The organism is Pseudomonas sp. URIL14HWK12:I5 (assembly GCF_900176445.1).
Lineage (GTDB): Bacteria > Pseudomonadota > Gammaproteobacteria > Pseudomonadales > Pseudomonadaceae > Aquipseudomonas > Aquipseudomonas monteilii.
The window spans coordinates 76,013-90,566 of record NZ_FWXQ01000010.1; the positions used below are offsets into that span (position 1 = coordinate 76,013).

At 60.3% G+C, this 14,554-nt stretch carries 16 protein-coding genes and 1 pseudogene; 10 read left to right on the forward strand and 7 right to left on the reverse strand.

What is annotated here, in order from left to right; all coding sequences use genetic code 11:
* Positions 1-77 precede the first annotated feature (77 nt).
* The 5 genes from B9A31_RS21675 (at position 78) to B9A31_RS21695 (ending at position 5,934) form a co-directional block, all read left to right on the forward strand.
* On the forward strand, positions 78-890 hold the full coding sequence (locus B9A31_RS21675) for an RHS repeat-associated core domain-containing protein (RefSeq protein ID WP_084297349.1): 813 nt from the start codon (positions 78-80) through the stop codon (positions 888-890).
* A gap of 182 nt (positions 891-1,072) precedes the next feature.
* A complete protein-coding gene (locus B9A31_RS21680) occupies positions 1,073-2,248 on the forward strand; it encodes a M20 aminoacylase family protein (protein WP_084297350.1) in 1,176 nt (391 codons plus the stop codon).
* A gap of 82 nt (positions 2,249-2,330) precedes the next feature.
* Complete coding sequence (locus B9A31_RS21685) at positions 2,331-3,641, forward strand: citrate-proton symporter (RefSeq protein WP_019099097.1); 1,311 nt, start codon at positions 2,331-2,333, stop codon at positions 3,639-3,641.
* Positions 3,638-5,095, forward strand: a complete 1,458-nt coding sequence (locus tag B9A31_RS21690) for an amidase (RefSeq protein ID WP_084297351.1) — start codon at positions 3,638-3,640, stop codon at positions 5,093-5,095. Before B9A31_RS21685 ends, B9A31_RS21690 begins: the two co-directional genes overlap by 4 nt.
* A gap of 65 nt (positions 5,096-5,160) precedes the next feature.
* Positions 5,161-5,934: an IclR family transcriptional regulator gene (locus tag B9A31_RS21695; RefSeq protein ID WP_084297352.1), complete on the forward strand. Its 774-nt coding sequence runs from the start codon at positions 5,161-5,163 to the stop codon at positions 5,932-5,934.
* A gap of 50 nt (positions 5,935-5,984) precedes the next feature.
* Here the strand turns inward: B9A31_RS21695 and B9A31_RS21700 are convergent, their stop codons facing one another.
* From B9A31_RS21700 to B9A31_RS21710, 3 genes are all read right to left on the reverse strand, one after another.
* Complete coding sequence (locus B9A31_RS21700) at positions 5,985-6,896, reverse strand: LysR family transcriptional regulator (RefSeq protein ID WP_025754161.1); 912 nt, start codon at positions 6,894-6,896, stop codon at positions 5,985-5,987.
* Between the two features lie 16 nt (positions 6,897-6,912).
* Entirely contained in the window at positions 6,913-7,569 is a 657-nt protein-coding gene (locus B9A31_RS21705) for an HAD family hydrolase (RefSeq protein ID WP_019099093.1), read from the reverse strand.
* 120 nt (positions 7,570-7,689) lie between these two features.
* A complete protein-coding gene (locus tag B9A31_RS21710) occupies positions 7,690-8,604 on the reverse strand; it encodes an AraC family transcriptional regulator (protein WP_084297353.1) in 915 nt (304 codons plus the stop codon).
* A 318-nt stretch (positions 8,605-8,922) separates the two neighbouring features.
* Between B9A31_RS21710 and B9A31_RS21715 the strand changes: the two genes are divergently transcribed.
* The 3 genes from B9A31_RS21715 (at position 8,923) to B9A31_RS21725 (ending at position 11,049) form a co-directional block, all read left to right on the forward strand.
* Positions 8,923-9,660, forward strand: coding sequence for an SDR family oxidoreductase (locus B9A31_RS21715; protein WP_084297354.1), 738 nt, complete (start codon positions 8,923-8,925; stop codon positions 9,658-9,660).
* A 27-nt stretch (positions 9,661-9,687) separates the two neighbouring features.
* On the forward strand, positions 9,688-9,942 hold the full coding sequence (locus B9A31_RS21720; protein ID WP_019099090.1) for an Atu4866 domain-containing protein: 255 nt from the start codon (positions 9,688-9,690) through the stop codon (positions 9,940-9,942).
* A gap of 207 nt (positions 9,943-10,149) precedes the next feature.
* Positions 10,150-11,049, forward strand: coding sequence for a helix-turn-helix domain-containing protein (locus tag B9A31_RS21725; protein WP_027615534.1), 900 nt, complete (start codon positions 10,150-10,152; stop codon positions 11,047-11,049).
* A 17-nt stretch (positions 11,050-11,066) separates the two neighbouring features.
* Here B9A31_RS21725 and B9A31_RS21730 read toward each other — a convergent pair whose 3' ends face one another.
* Positions 11,067-11,624, reverse strand: coding sequence for a flavin reductase family protein (locus tag B9A31_RS21730; protein ID WP_019099088.1), 558 nt, complete (start codon positions 11,622-11,624; stop codon positions 11,067-11,069).
* A gap of 79 nt (positions 11,625-11,703) precedes the next feature.
* Positions 11,704-12,465 carry an SDR family NAD(P)-dependent oxidoreductase gene (locus B9A31_RS21735; RefSeq protein ID WP_027609281.1) on the reverse strand — a complete coding sequence of 254 codons (762 nt, stop codon included), beginning with the start codon at positions 12,463-12,465 and terminating at the stop codon, positions 11,704-11,706.
* On the opposite strand from B9A31_RS21735, the gene B9A31_RS27585 reads away from it, so the two are divergent.
* Together B9A31_RS27585 and B9A31_RS27590 are read left to right on the forward strand one after the other, a co-directional pair.
* Positions 12,452-12,949 (forward strand): CsbD family protein, encoded by a 498-nt coding sequence (locus tag B9A31_RS27585; RefSeq protein ID WP_256576279.1) that lies wholly within the window; start codon positions 12,452-12,454, stop codon positions 12,947-12,949. The two genes, B9A31_RS21735 and B9A31_RS27585, sit on opposite strands and share 14 nt — an antisense overlap.
* A 163-nt stretch (positions 12,950-13,112) precedes the next feature.
* Positions 13,113-13,397: a hypothetical protein gene (locus tag B9A31_RS27590; protein ID WP_019099085.1), complete on the forward strand. Its 285-nt coding sequence runs from the start codon at positions 13,113-13,115 to the stop codon at positions 13,395-13,397.
* A gap of 126 nt (positions 13,398-13,523) precedes the next feature.
* Here B9A31_RS27590 and B9A31_RS27595 read toward each other — a convergent pair.
* Positions 13,524-13,616 (reverse strand): annotated as a pseudogene (locus B9A31_RS27595) (twin-arginine translocation pathway signal protein); the annotation flags it as partial.
* 177 nt (positions 13,617-13,793) lie between these two features.
* Positions 13,794-14,525 (reverse strand): Crp/Fnr family transcriptional regulator, encoded by a 732-nt coding sequence (locus B9A31_RS21755; protein ID WP_025754158.1) that lies wholly within the window; start codon positions 14,523-14,525, stop codon positions 13,794-13,796.
* Positions 14,526-14,554 lie beyond the last annotated feature (29 nt).

The following is a 14,554-nucleotide window of genomic DNA, read 5'->3' on the forward strand; positions in this document are numbered from 1 at the left end:
GCAAATCTGCGAGTTATTGATTAAGGGTGATGGGGTTAGTGTGAAGGGGCAAGTAACACTAACAGGAACTGAAAAACATGCGAACTTCATATTTATTGGCCATTGACCAACAGGCCTCCGTGCACGCAAGTAATAACTTCCCGTTACAGCCCTATACACCCTATGGCTATCAGGGGGGCAAGGGCTGCCCGCTGTTGGCCTTTGCCGGAGAGGCCGGCGCGCTTCTGCCGCAGGGTTATCTACTTGGCAACGGCAAGCGTGCCTATCACACCGGGACAATGCGCTTTCACAGCCCGGACGTATTCAGCCCGTTTGGTCATGGAGGGCTTAATGCCTATGCCTACTGCATGGGGGACCCGATTAACAAGGTCGACCGTGATGGTCATTCGCCCACACGGGTAGTCGGGCAAGCAACAGGACTTGTTTGGGGAACGGTAGGCATGTTGTCTTCACTGAACAAGGCATCCAAAGCAATCGTCAAACGTTCAATTGCCAAGGCTAACGGAACGCCAATACCCAAGGAGTTCAACAATTCAAGCCGTACCAATAATGCAATGATATTTATGGGCGGCCTGGCGGGTACCATCGTCAAGGCACCCAGTGCGGTGTTCGCTTTTTCAGCGCCCTTTGAGTCAGTGGGGGCTGAACTGGTGACCGGGGCCGGAATAGCCGCAGGGTCTCTCGCCGGAGTGGGCAAGCTGAGGCAGCTGTTCAACGATGTAAAATCGACTTATCAGGAAGCCACAGCGAATAGATTGCCACTTGGCAAGTTGGTAATAGAGTCCATCAAGGAAGCCACCGGCTGGAACCGATTACGCGGCCGGGAATCGGCCATTCTCGAACCCTTGCCAGAACAAATATTATTGGTTCGCCTCCCCGCCATGAAGTAGTGCTTGCCGTTGCAAGCAATGGCGGCCCTGATCGGCGCTTTCGGTTCCACGCTGTGAAACCAGATTCGATTGTGCTTCATCGCTCCTCGCGCTTATCTGTTCGCAAGCACGACCTGCCTCAGCCGTCGTGACCTCAAGGCGAACAACAAGAACGGGAAACCACCCGCGCGAGGAGACTCCACATGTCCCGACATCAGCACATCCTGGCCTGGCTTGACGATGTGGCCAGCGAGCTGCACGCGATCCGTCACGATATCCACGCTCACCCGGAACTGGGTTTTGAAGAAAACCGCACGTCTGCACTGGTCGCCCAGTTGCTTGAGGCGTGGGGCTATGAGGTGCACACCGGCATCGGCAAGACTGGCGTGGTCGGCGTGTTACGCAATGGCAGCAGCTCACGCCGTCTGGGCCTGCGCGCCGACATGGACGCGCTGCCCATCCACGAGGCCACGGGCGCGACGTACAGCAGCCAGCACCAGGGTTGCATGCACGCCTGCGGCCATGACGGTCACACCACCATGCTGCTCGGCGCCGCGCGGTACCTGGCGGCGACCCGGCAGTTCGACGGCACGCTGACGCTGATCTTCCAGCCGGCCGAGGAGGGCCAGGGCGGCGCCGAGGCGATGCTGGCCGACGGCCTGCTGGAGCGCTTCCCTTGCGATGCCCTGTTCGGCATGCACAACATGCCGGGCCTGCCAGCCGGGCACCTGGGTTTTCGCGAGGGCCCGATGATGGCCTCGCAAGACTTGCTGACGGTGACAATCGACGGGGTTGGCGGCCATGGTTCGATGCCGCACCTGACCATCGACCCGCTGGTGGCGGCGGCCAGTGTGGTGATGGCACTGCAAACCGTGGTGGCGCGTAATATCGATGCGCAGGAGGCGGCTGTTGTCACGGTGGGTGCGCTGCAGGCCGGTGAAGCGGCCAACGTGATCCCGCAGCAGGCGTTGCTGCGCCTTAGCCTGCGCGCTCTGAACGCCGAGGTGCGGGCACAGACCCTGGAACGGGTGCGGGCGATCATCGTCAGCCAGGCCGAAAGCTTTGGCTGCAGTGCCAGCATCGAACACCGTCCGGCTTACCCGGTGCTGGTCAACCATGGCGCAGAGAACGCCTTCGCCACGCAGGTCGGGGTGGAACTGCTGGGTGCCGAGGCGGTGGATGCCAACACCCGCAAGCTGATGGGCAGCGAAGACTTCGCCTGGATGCTGCAACGTTGCCCGGGTGCCTACCTGTTCATCGGCAATGGGGTATCGCGGCCGATGGTGCACAACCCGGCCTACGACTTCAACGACGACATCCTGCTGACCGGCGCCGCCTACTGGGGCGCGCTGGCAGAGCGCTGGCTCGCACCCGCCTGACTTTCCCATTTACGACTGCCGCTGGAACCCGGGTGCGACCGTGCCCGGGTGATCACCCAATCATTGTGTGGAGTGTTCCCCTATGCAGACTTCGAGCACTGGCGTGTCGCGTACCCGGCAGGTGGTCGCTGCCGTTATCGGCAACGCCCTGGAGTGGTATGACTTTATCGTGTATGGCTTTCTGGCCAGCATCATTGCCCGGCAGTTTTTCCCGTCCGACGATGAGTACGCCTCGCTGCTGATGGCCCTGGCCACCTTTGGCGTCGGCTTTTTCATGCGCCCGGTGGGTGGTGTGTTGCTGGGCATGTATTCCGATCGCAAGGGCCGCAAGGCGGCCATGCAGATGATCATCCGGCTGATGACCGTGTCGATCGCCATGATCGCTTTTGCCCCCGATTACCTGGCCATTGGCATGGCCGCGCCGATGCTGATCGTGGTGGCGCGTATGCTGCAGGGCTTCGCTACCGGTGGCGAATACGCCAGCGCGACAGCGTTTCTGGTGGAAAGCGCGCCGGCCCACCGCAAGGGTCTGTATGGTTCGTGGCAACTGGTGGGGCAGTGCCTGGCGGTGTTTTCCGGGGCGGCAATGGTCGCCCTGGTGACGCACCTGTGTTCGCCTGAGGCACTGGACAGCTGGGGCTGGCGCATTCCGTTCGTGCTCGGCCTGCTGATCGGCCCGGTGGGGCTGTGGATTCGCAAGCATATGGAGGAGCCGGAAGAGTTCGTCGAAGCGCGCCGCCAGGCCAAGGGCCACTCGCCCAGCCTGTGGCAGGTGTTGCGTGAGCACCGGCGCAGCCTGCTGGTGTCGATGGGCCTGGCCTGTGGCGCGACGGTGTCGTTCTACGTGGTGCTGGTGAACATGCCGACCTTCGCCCACAAGAATCTCGGGCTGCCGCTGGACCAGGTGCTGCTGGTGCAGATGCTGGCCGTGGGGCTGATGACCGTTGTGATTCCGTTGTCTGGCGCGCTGTCGGACCGGCTGGGCAGGCGCCCGGTTCTGATGGCCTTCACCTTGGCGTTCTTCGTGATGGTCTACCCGCTGTATGTTTGGGTGGCCGCAGCGCCGTCCGTGGAGCGCCTGCTGATCATGCAACTGCTGCTGTGCACCACCATCGGCGGCTTCTTCGGCCCGGCACCCACTGCATTGGCCGAGCAGTTCCCGGTCGAGGTGCGCTCCACCGGTGTGTCGGTGGCCTATAACGTGGCAGTGATGGTGTTCGGCGGCTTTGCCCCGTTGATCGTGACCTGGCTGAGCAAGGTGCTTGGCACCCCGGTGGCGCCTGCGTTCTATGTGCTGTTCGCCTGCCTGCTGACACTGCTGGGTACCTACTGCCTGAAAGAAGCACCTCGGGTGGCCAAGTCTGCCAACTTCAACCTTGGAGTGAAACCGTGAAGCCGCTAGCCATCGACCCCATCGTAGCCCTCGATGCCGATGCATTGTCCCAGGCTATCCATGCCCGCCAGGTGTCGTGTCGGGACGTGATGCAGGCCTACCTGCTGCACATTGAACGCTGCAACCCTGTAGTCAATGCGCTGGTGTCACTGCGCCCGGCCGAAGCGCTGCTGGCCGAGGCCGATGAGCGTGACCGTGAACTGGCCCGTGGCCATTCACGAGGTTGGATGCATGGCATGCCGCAGGCGATCAAGGACCTGGCAGCCACTGCCGGGCTGCGCACCACCCTTGGCTCCCCCTTGTTTGCCGAACAGGTACCCGAGCAGGACGCGATCAGTGTTGCGCGGGTGCGGGCGAGCGGGGCGCTGATCGTGGGCAAGAGTAACGTGCCCGAGTTCGGCCTCGGCTCGCAAACCTACAACACCCTGTTCGGCACCACCACCAATGCCTACGACCCGCAGCGTGTGGCCGGTGGCAGCAGTGGCGGGGCGGCAGCGGCGCTGGCCATGCGCCTGCTGCCGGTCGCCGACGGGAGCGACATGATGGGCTCGCTGCGCAACCCGGCGGCGTTCAACAATGTGTTCGGCCTGCGCCCCTCACAGGGCCGAGTGCCCCATGGGCCGGCGCCCGAACTGTTCGTGCAGCAGCTGGCCACCGAGGGGCCCATGGGCCGCAGCGTGGTTGACGTGGCGCGGTTGCTGTCGATACAGGCTGGCGTCGACGCACGGGTACCCCTGTCGCTGAGCGAAGGTCGGCGGGATTTTGCTGCCGGTTTGCAGCGTGATTTCCGGGGTGTACGGGGCGGCTGGCTGGGTGATTACAACGGCTACCTGCCCATGGATGACGGGGTGATGAGCCTGTGCGAGTCGGCGCTGGCCGACTTTGCCGAACTGGGCTGTCGGGTGGAGGCTTGCCAGCCGGCATTCGACCTCGCGCGGTTGTGGGAATGCTGGCTGACCCATCGCCACTTCCTGGTGCACGGCAACCTCGGCGCGGCCTATGCCGACCCGAACAAGCGCGCACGGCTCAAGCCTGAGGCACAGTGGGAAGTGGAAGGGGGTTTGCAACTGAGTGCGGCAGCGCTGTACCAGGCTTCGCTGGACCGCAGCGACTGGTACCGAGCTTTGGCCCATCTGTTCGAACGTTACGATTTTTTGCTGTTGCCATCGGCCCAGGTGTTCCCTTTCGATGCACGCCAGCCATGGCCGACGGTGGTTGGGGGGCGGGCGATGGACACCTACCACCGCTGGATGGAGGTGGTGATCGGACCGACCCTGGCCGGCTTGCCGAGCATCAGCGTACCGGTCGGGTTCAGTGCTGCCGGGTTGCCCATGGGCCTGCAAATCATAGGCCCGGCCCAGGCTGACCATGCGGTGTTGCAGTTGGCGTATGCCCACGAACAGCTCACCCGGTGGGTGGAGCGTTGCCCACCCCAGTGCCTGCAGGCGTCATGAAAGCACCGGGCAGGCGCGGATCTTGCTGGCTATGCTGACCATCCCGCTACAAGGAGGTCAAAACCATGGGCATCACGGCAGACAGTGGCGGCGTGCGTTCCGTGGAACGGGCGTTGGCCATTGTCGACCTGTTGGGCGAACACCAGGCGCTGGGCCTGGAGGAACTGCATTACCTGACGGCGCTGCCCAAGGCCACGGTATCGCGCATGCTTGCCACCTTGCAGGAGCAAGGCTGGGTGTACCGTGGCCTGAGCGACCGGCGCTACCGGCTGTGCGCGCGGCGCCTGTTCGGCGACCGCCAGTTGCGTTTCAAGCGACGCCTGGTGGAAAGCGCTGCGCCCATGCTGCTGGAGCTGAGCGAACGCACCGGGCTGGTAGCAGACCTGTCGTGCTTTGACGGCGAACGGCTGGAGGTGATGGAGAGTGCCATCCCCCAAGTGTTGCGCAAGCGCTACCCGCACACCTGCCAAATTGTTGGGCACCATGCCAGCCTGTTCCATTCGGCGATGGGGCGGGCCTGCCTGGGTGAGCTGGCGGAGGACGAAGTGCAGCGCTTGGCGGCCCATGAGCGGCTGCGCGATGACACGGTGCTGCGCAATATCGAGGAAGACGCACACAACGGCTTTGGCCAGCGGACTGAAGGGCACTGGGAGTATCCGGTGCGGTTGCCGTTCCTGATTCGCGCCATCGCCTTGCCGGTGCATGCCGAAGGGCACCTGGCCGGGAGCATTGCCTTGCACTGGCCACTGGACCAGGCGCCGGTCGAGCGGGTGTTGAACCTGCACCTGAACAGTCTGGCGACTACCGTGGGCGAGGTGCAGCGGGCATTGTCGGTTTGAGGTTTCGGCGTTGGTGCCGTGGCAGCAAGGTCGGCATGCCGCACACTGGCTTATCGCTCCAGGCTGTACATCCGGCACTCCGCCAGCAACGCCAGCAGGTTCGGCTCCCGCTCCCGGGCTTTCAGAAACACCACACCGATATGCTGCTGCAAGCGATATTGCGGCTTCAAGGCAATCAACCTGACGCGGTTCTCGTATACCGCGGCGATGCGCCCGGGCAGCAGGGCAAAGCCCACTCCCGAGCTGACCATGCTCAGCAATGTGAAGATATCGTTCACCTGCATGGCCACCTTCGGTTCAAAGCCGGCCTGCTGGAACACCCGTGCGCCATCGCGGTGGGTGGCGAAGCCCTGGGTCAGGGTAATGAACGTGGAGTCGGCCAGGTCGGCCAGGTCCACCTCGGCTTGCTCGGCGAAAGGCGAGTCAGTGGGGACCGCGAGGAAGATATCGTCGGAGAACAGCGGCAACTGCTCGCAGGCCGGGTCGCTGACGCTTTCATCAAGGGAGACCAGAATGGCCTCCAGTTCGTGGTTCTTCAGGCGTTGCAGCAAGTCGATGTTAGAGCCCAGGGTCAGGTCTATGTTCAGTTCGCTGCGGCGCAGTTTCAGGCCCATGACCAGCTTGGGCACGGTCTTCACGGTTAGCGAATAGAGCGCGCCCAGGCGGAAGCGCTCTGCATAGAAGCCGGCGGCCTCACGGGTCTGGCGCACCATCTGCTCAGCGTCCTGGATCAGCTGTCGGGCCTTCTTTTCCAGCACGTAAGCACTTTCCAGCGGGATCAGTTGGCGGCCTTCGTGCTTGAACAATGGGCAGCGCAGGGCGCTTTCCAGTGAGTGGATGGCGCGATGCACACTGACCGCACTGGTGGACAGCTCGGCAGCGGCGCGGCCGAGGTTGCCGCTGCGCATGAAGGCGAGGAAGGTTTCCAGCTTTTTGAGGGTGAGTTCTTCGTCGATCAGCATGGGCGGCCTTGGGCGGTCACTGCATGGATTCGATCAATGCCCACAACGCCGGGTCATCGAAGTCATTCACAACCAGCCTGGCACCCGCCGCGAACAAGCGCTCCGGCGTCTGCGTCGTGGCCACGCCTACGGTGAAGATGCCTGCGCCACTGGCCGCAGCCACGCCTGGTAATGAATCCTCGAAGGCCAGTGCTTGCGTGGCTTCGGCGCCCAGCCGCTGCAGCCCGGTAAGGTAGGGCAGCGGGTCTGGCTTGGGCCGCGCCAGTTCCTCGGCCACCAGCACATGCGCGAAGCGCTGGCCAAGGCCCATGGCATTCAACATGTGCTCGGCATTCAGCCGTGGTGCGTTGGTGACCACGCACATGCCGATGCTGCGCGCCTGGGCATGTGCCAGCAAGCGTAGCAGGCCCGGCATTGGTTCAAGGGAAGGCGACATGTTGCGGAACAGCGCTTCCTTGCGGTCGGCCAGCGCCTTGCACTGTTCGGCGCTGGCGTCGCTGAACAGCTCGGCGAACAGCTCGCCGTTGGCGCGGCCGCTGACCTGGGCATCGAACTGCGCCTGGCTAAGCTCGCGGCCATCCTGCTCACGCAGCAGCTGACGGAAGGCCTGCAGGTGCAGGGTATCGGTGTCGGTGAGGGTTCCGTCGAGGTCGAACAGCAGGGCGGTCAGCATGAAATATCCAGATCAAAAAACACAAGCCAGGGCAGTCATCTTAGCTAAATCTTGCAATGTCTGGGCTGGGATGCTCGGCGTCCGCCATCAGGGTTGTTTTAGCCAAGCCTTCACAGCACCTTACCCGAGAGACCGAAGCTTCGCGATATCTCGGCTCGGTGGGGCCCCAAACATCCGGCTGTATTCACGGCTGAATTGTGACGGACTTTCATAGCCCACCTTGAATCCGGCTGTAGAAACATCCAGACCCTCTGAAATCATCAACCTGCGTGCATGCTGCAGGCGAAGTTGTTTTTGATACTGCAAAGGACTCATTGCGGTGACAGCCTTGAATCGGTGGTGAAGCGTCGAATTACTCAAATTGACATAGCTCGCTAGCTCATCAATGTGCAATGGCTGTGCATAATTGTTGTTCAGCCACTCAATGGCCCGAGTAACGCGATGGGTCTGGCTATCGGTAATGGCTATCTCATGTAAACGCTGACCCTGCTGGCTTTTGAGCAGTCGGTAGAAAATTTCTCTTAGTGCTAGCGGCGCCAACGCTGGGATATCCGATGGCACATCCAACAGACGTACCAATCGCAGCACTGCATCAAGCAACGAGCTGTCGATCTTATCCAGATATAGTCCTCGGTGGGGCTGTTGGCTCGGCACGCCGATAGGACTGACGTCTGCGACGAGCTGAGCGATTTCTGCTGGATCGATATCCAGGCGGATGCAGAAATAGGGCGTTTCTGAGGATGCCTCTGTCACTTGACCCGCTAGAGGCAGGGTTACCGAGACGACCAGATAGTTCAAAGGGTCGTAGACATAGCTTTCTTCCCACAACTGCACCTGTTTACGGCCCTGCACAACGATGCATAGCCCCGGCTTATGTACAGTGTGGATCACATCGGTGGGTGTATCACTGCGTATGAAATGCAGCGGAGCAATGCCCGTCTGAAACACACCGTAGGTGGGAGCATAACGATGCATGGTTGATGCTAGCTCGGCCCTCAGACGCGTCAGCTCTTCGTCCCTATCATCCACTGCCATTACCTCCCGTCAGGCTTGTTCTGTTGCAGAGAATAAATGGGTCTGCAGCCTTTTGGGTAGATGCTAATGGACACCCTTCAAATGCGAGAGCCCGCCGGGCCGGGCTCTCGGTAGGGTGGTTTACGTTCGATGAGATAGATAAGCATGTTTGCCTTTTGCCCGCTGACATCGCATGACCTCTACCGCCGACCGCTTACGCAGGATCGTGCATGTTGACCGCAGGAATCGGATAACCCAGCCCAGCCAAGGCTTCTTACTCTTGCTTCACCACCTGCCTGTCGGCGGTGGCCCCCTCAAGCCAGAAACAGGAGTACGAAAATGCACGGCATCGAACAAAAAGTCATCGTGATCACCGGCGCCAGCAGTGGTATCGGCGAAGCGACAGCCCGCCTGCTTGCCAGCAAAGGCGCTCGCGTGGTCCTGGGCGCCCGCCGCACCGATCGCCTGGAAACGCTGGCCAGGGAGATTCGTTCAGCAGGCGGTGTCGCTGATGTCCTGGCGCTGGATGTTACCAACCTGGATGACATGCAGTCCTTTATCGACTTCGCTGTCGAACTGCACGGACGCGTCGACGTGCTGATCAACAATGCCGGCGTCATGCCGCTTTCGAAACTCGAAGCGCTCAAGGTAGATGAGTGGAATCGGATGATCGATGTGAACATTCGCGGCGTCCTGCACGGCATTGCCGCAACGCTGCCGCTCATGCAAGAACAGCGCGCCGGTCAGATCATCAATATTGCCTCGATTGGAGCCTACGCGGTGAGCCCGACCGCTGCGGTGTACTGCGCCACCAAATATGCCGTACGAGCCATTTCCGAGGGCTTGCGTCAGGAGGTGGGCGGTGACATCCGGGTCACCGTCATTGCCCCAGGCGTCACCGAGTCCGAACTGGCCGACAGCATTTCCGATGAGGGCGGGCGTGCCGAGATGCGCGAGTTCCGCGAGATCGCGATTCCAGCCTCGGCGATTGCCCGGGCGATCGCCTACGCCGTAGAACAGCCTGCGGATGTCGATGTCAGCGAACTGATCGTGCGTCCAACCGCAAGTCCATTCTGAATGTCCGGTCGACAGCGAGGAAATACCATGGGTGAACCACTTGGAGATCAGGACAAATACGTTGGCATGTGGGTGACGGCTGACGGACGCATTCGCCATGAGCTCCTGCCTGGCGGCCGCTATGACGAAGCCCGCGGAGCACAACAAAGCGCGTACCAAGGTCGATACTGGCTAGAGGGTGATCACATCGAGTATGTGGATGACACCGGATTTACTGCCGACGGGGAGTTTAGAAGCAACGTGCTGTATCACGCAGGGATGATTCTCTATCCCGAGCGTTGAGGGGCCGGCCGGAATGGAGACATTCCGGCTTTTTTTTCGACATTTACCTTTCAGAGCACGCAGCCAGAGCGGATTTTTACATCCCCTACGGGGCCGCGAACGGCCTTCACTGTTGAAAGCCCAGGCTTGAACTTCAAGTCCACCCTGTGAGACCAATGCCCGAGATGGCTCGTGTGTGCCGACGTACTAACTGAGGTGACGATTCCCATGGATGTCATAGAGCGGACTTCAGCCCACGGTTTGGAGGCTTACATTCGGGGTGAGCGGCTTGCCGCCTCGGACGTTCTGGCCGATAGGGATATGTTGGTGCAGATCTTTAACCGGGAGCGTAAGGAAGAGAGCTTTATCGTGCCCGCCGTAGCTGAGCCCTTGCTCGTGTGGATCATCTCCGGGAATGCTGCCGTTCAGGAGCGTGAGCTTGACGGCGACTGGCAATGTAGCCAGGTGTCCAAAGGTGATTTCTTCTTGACTACCTCGGCACAGCCTTACGAGATGCGCTGGAACGTAGTCGGTGCAGAACCATTTGAAGTCATGCATATCTACCTCGGCATCCCGCTTTTGGAAAAAGCCATCCATGAGGTCTTGGGCGGGTCTGTGGAAGCGGTTCGACTACGTGAGGTCTCAGGCGGGCGTGACGATGGGTTGTCCGTTCTACTGGAGCAAGTTCGCCTGGAGCTGACGGGGCACAGGGCTAGTCCTCTTTATCTGCAAGGTCTGGCCCAGTGCATCGCCATTCACCTTGCCCGCAGCTACCTGGACAGCTCAGCGGACGATATCGTGCGCCGCAACGCATTGCCTGCTTACAAGCTGCGCCGCGTGCTGTCGGCGATGGAGGCGAATCTGGCTGAGGAATTCAATCTCGGGCACTTGGCCGAAATAGCTGGGATGAGCGAGTACCACTTCAGCCGGCTGTTCAAAAAAGCCGCTGGTTATTCCCCGTCGCAGTTCTTTATCAGACTGAGGATGGCACGCGCCCGGCAGCTCCTGGTCGAAACGGATCGGAGCGTGATCGATATAGGCTTGGAGATCGGATACAGCAGCCCAAGCCATTTTTCGCAGGTGTTCAAACGTGAGGTTGGCGTCACGCCCACTCAATACCGTAAATAGTGAGTGGGCTACGCCAGTCAGAGGTTCTGGGGACGAAATTGCTGGCGAAAATCCAAGGTTTCCCCAGCCACCATGAATTGACCGCCTCCCCTGTAGTGCAGCGTTCTGGGCTGCTCCACGGAGCGATCTACGTGCGCTTTGACGACTTCCCAGATGAACAAGCCGTAATCGCCAATCAGCTTCGAGTCGTACAGCTGGCATTCGAAGCTGGCATAACATTCGCCTATCAACGGCGCTGCAACCCGCGTCGCTGCTGTCGCGGTAAGACCGAACTGACCAAACTTGTCCACGTCACCGCCCGTACTGTTGCCCACCGCGACTACCTGATCAACCAGCTCCAGAGTGGGTACGTTGATCACGCATTGCTGGCTGTTGCGAATCAGTTCATAGCTATGGTTCCCCGACCAGATGTAGCAGCCAAAAAGGGCTGGATCGAATTGCATCATCATGTGCCAGCCCATGGTCATGATGTTGCTTTCGCCGTTCCAGGCTGAGGTCACGAGCACTATGGGCCCGGTTTCAAGATGCTGGCGAACGTCGATGAGAGGGAAGTCGGATTTTCGAAGTGCGGTCATGACGGCTCCGTTGAACAGGTCTGGTAGCAAGAAAACGCGTTGTGCTGCCAATGCAGCACAACGCGGACAAGGCGAAGGATTAACCTACCGGGACGCTCATGCCGCCATCGGCCATGACCACCGAACCGACAATAAAGCTGGCGCGCTCGGAAGCCAGGAAAGAGACTATCTCGGCGATCTCTTCCGGTGCTGCAGCTCGACCGATCGGCGCGGACTTGCCATGCTCTTGCAGGAACCCTCGACCGTCTTCCATGAAGTGGTTCAACAGGTTGGTAACCACATCCCCCACGCCAATGGCATTGACCCGGATGCCGTGCTCAATCGCTTCGAGCGCCTGGGTACGAGTCAACTGTGCCAAGGCGCCTTTGGACGCGGTATAGGCCGCGATACCGGGAAATGCGAAGTAGGACGCGTAGGAGGCGATGTTCACGATCGCGCCGCTCTTGTTCTTCATCATCTCCTTCATCGCCTCTCGGGAGTGAAGAAACGCCCCCGTCACGTTGGTTTGCATCTGCCATTCCCAATCTTCACGGGTCATTTCGACGAGCGGCTTGTACAGGATGCGACCGGCGTTATTGACCAGGACGTCCAGCTTGCCAAACTTCTCTACCGCCAACGCCACCGCTTGCTCGGCAGAACCGTCAACGGTGATATCGGCGACGAAAGGAACCAAGCCGGGACGCTCAAGCGCGTTGACTTTCGGGTCGATATCCTCGGCAATGACTTTCGCTCCACGGCTGTGAAGGAGCTCGGCGATGGCCTTGCCGATGCCGCTAGCCGCGCCGGTTACCAGCACCACTTTGCCTGCCACTTCGTTTGGGGTTGGGATGAAGTCAGTCATTTTGATGTCTCCAAGTCAGGAATTGGTTGTCGCTTTCGACGGTGCCAATTTCTCTCTTTTTGACATGCGACTCTCTGGTGACCTTGCTTTGCCTGTCGGAGTTTTGCTTCTTTCGTGCAATCGGCAGCGCGGTAGCCTGTCGCAACACCCGAAATGCCATTTCGCTATTGCTAAAGAAGGGTGCGCTAACGCACTGACGGCTGCCCCAATTGCTGACAAAGTACCTACTCCGACCGCTACGAGTACGGTGTGTACCGGTTCCACCATCCAGCGGCCGTTCATTCTCGTTACCGTTGGCGCGTGCCCCATGAACGAAGATCAAGTGAAAGGCAAAGTCAAACAGGTTTCCGGCCAAATCAAGGAAAGCACTGGGAAGCTGCTCGGAAACAGATCGCTGGAGAACAAGGGCAAGATGCAAAAGGTGATCGGAGAGTTCCAGGAATGTACTGGTGACATCAAGGAGGAAATCAAGAAGGGAGGCTAGCCATGACTTTATGGCAGGAGCAGGCCAGCAGGTATGCGATGAGGTAACGAGCAGGTTCCGACCCGCGCCCCATGATCCCTGTGGGGCGGAGGTCGTCAAACACCCTATAGCGCGCTTGGTGAGGCACAACAGTGCCACATCCGAGCGACCAGGAAATCAGCCCATGATCACTCACTTCAAAGTCGACGGCCACTTGGCCTGCGGCCGCCATGGCACCAACCTCCTTTGCACTGACCAGCCCGGCCGCGTGAAGTGCCGCAACTGCAGAGTCACCGAGGTATTCCAGAGTGCCCGTAAGGACATGCGAAACGCTGCGCGCAGAGCCGCCCGGAAGTTGCTGAAACCCCATGAGAAGCTTGGCTGGCGTGCTTTTTGGTTGGAAAGACTTGCTAAAATGCCCGGCCTGCAGCGTCTCCCAAGAGGCTTCAGTGGCCAGCCGTACATCTAGTCCATGAGTACAGCGCAGCCAGGCCTGGCTACGCTGTACTGGCTTACCTTGCTTTTCACGTCGGCTCAGTTCGAAATCCCCGGATCCATGATCTTGCTCGCAAGCCATGACGAAGCGTCACACTGCTCAGCGCTTGATTCTGGATATCTTGGTTCCCTCGATGCTGACTCCGGCCATAAGCCCCTGCTGGTCGAAGATGAAGGCATAGGCGTCACCCCGCCGAGACGAGCGAGAAGAAGGCAAGCATGATTTCCCGCGGACAGGGTTTGCCGACGGCGGCCTCGCTGTTGTCACGGAAGGAATAACGTTCAGCAGCCGATTCACGTCGCTGTGCCAGAGGAATACGCGCCGCCGCGTCGGTGCCCGGGCGCACAGACGCAGGCCCACCGCCGGCTGTCAAATGGCAGGGGGCTCGGGCGACAGGTAGGGCAGCAGCCGTTCAGTTTCTTTCTTCACCACGGCATAGCATTCGCAACTGAGCCGCTCCAGGTGTGCTCTGTCCAGCACCCTGATGTTTCCCCGGCTGTACTCGATCACACCTAGACGCTGCAATTTGCCCGCAGCATCGGTCACCCCTTCACGGCGTACGCCTAGCATGTTGGCGATGAGTTCCTGGGTCATGCACAGGCGATCTCCCGGCAGGCGATCTAGCGACAGCAGCAGCCAGCGGCACAGTTGCTGGTCGATGGAATGATGGCGGTTGCACACCGCTGTTTGAGCCATCTGGGTAATCAGTGCCTGGGTGTAGCGCAGCATAAGCATCATAAGTTCGCCATGGCGATTGAACTCGTCCTTGAGTCGCTGCCCCGGCAGGCGATAGGCATGCCCTGCGCTTTGCACGATCGCTCGGCTGGGCGTGCTTTCACCGCCCATGAACACCGCAATCCCGACCAGTCCTTCATTGCCCACTACCGAGATTTCGGCCGAGGCGCCGTTCTCCATGACATAAAGTAAAGAGACAATTGAGTCGGTAGGAAAGTAGACATGGCGCATTGCGTCGCCAGACTCGTAGAGTGCCTTGCCCAGTGGCAGGCTCACCCGTTCCAAGTGAGGCTCCAGCCGGCTGAACGTCTGCACTGATAATGCAGCCAGCAGATGATTCTGTTGTGGGGGGGGCGAGGGTTGCATGTTCGGGACCGTCGAGGGCAGGTTTTGTC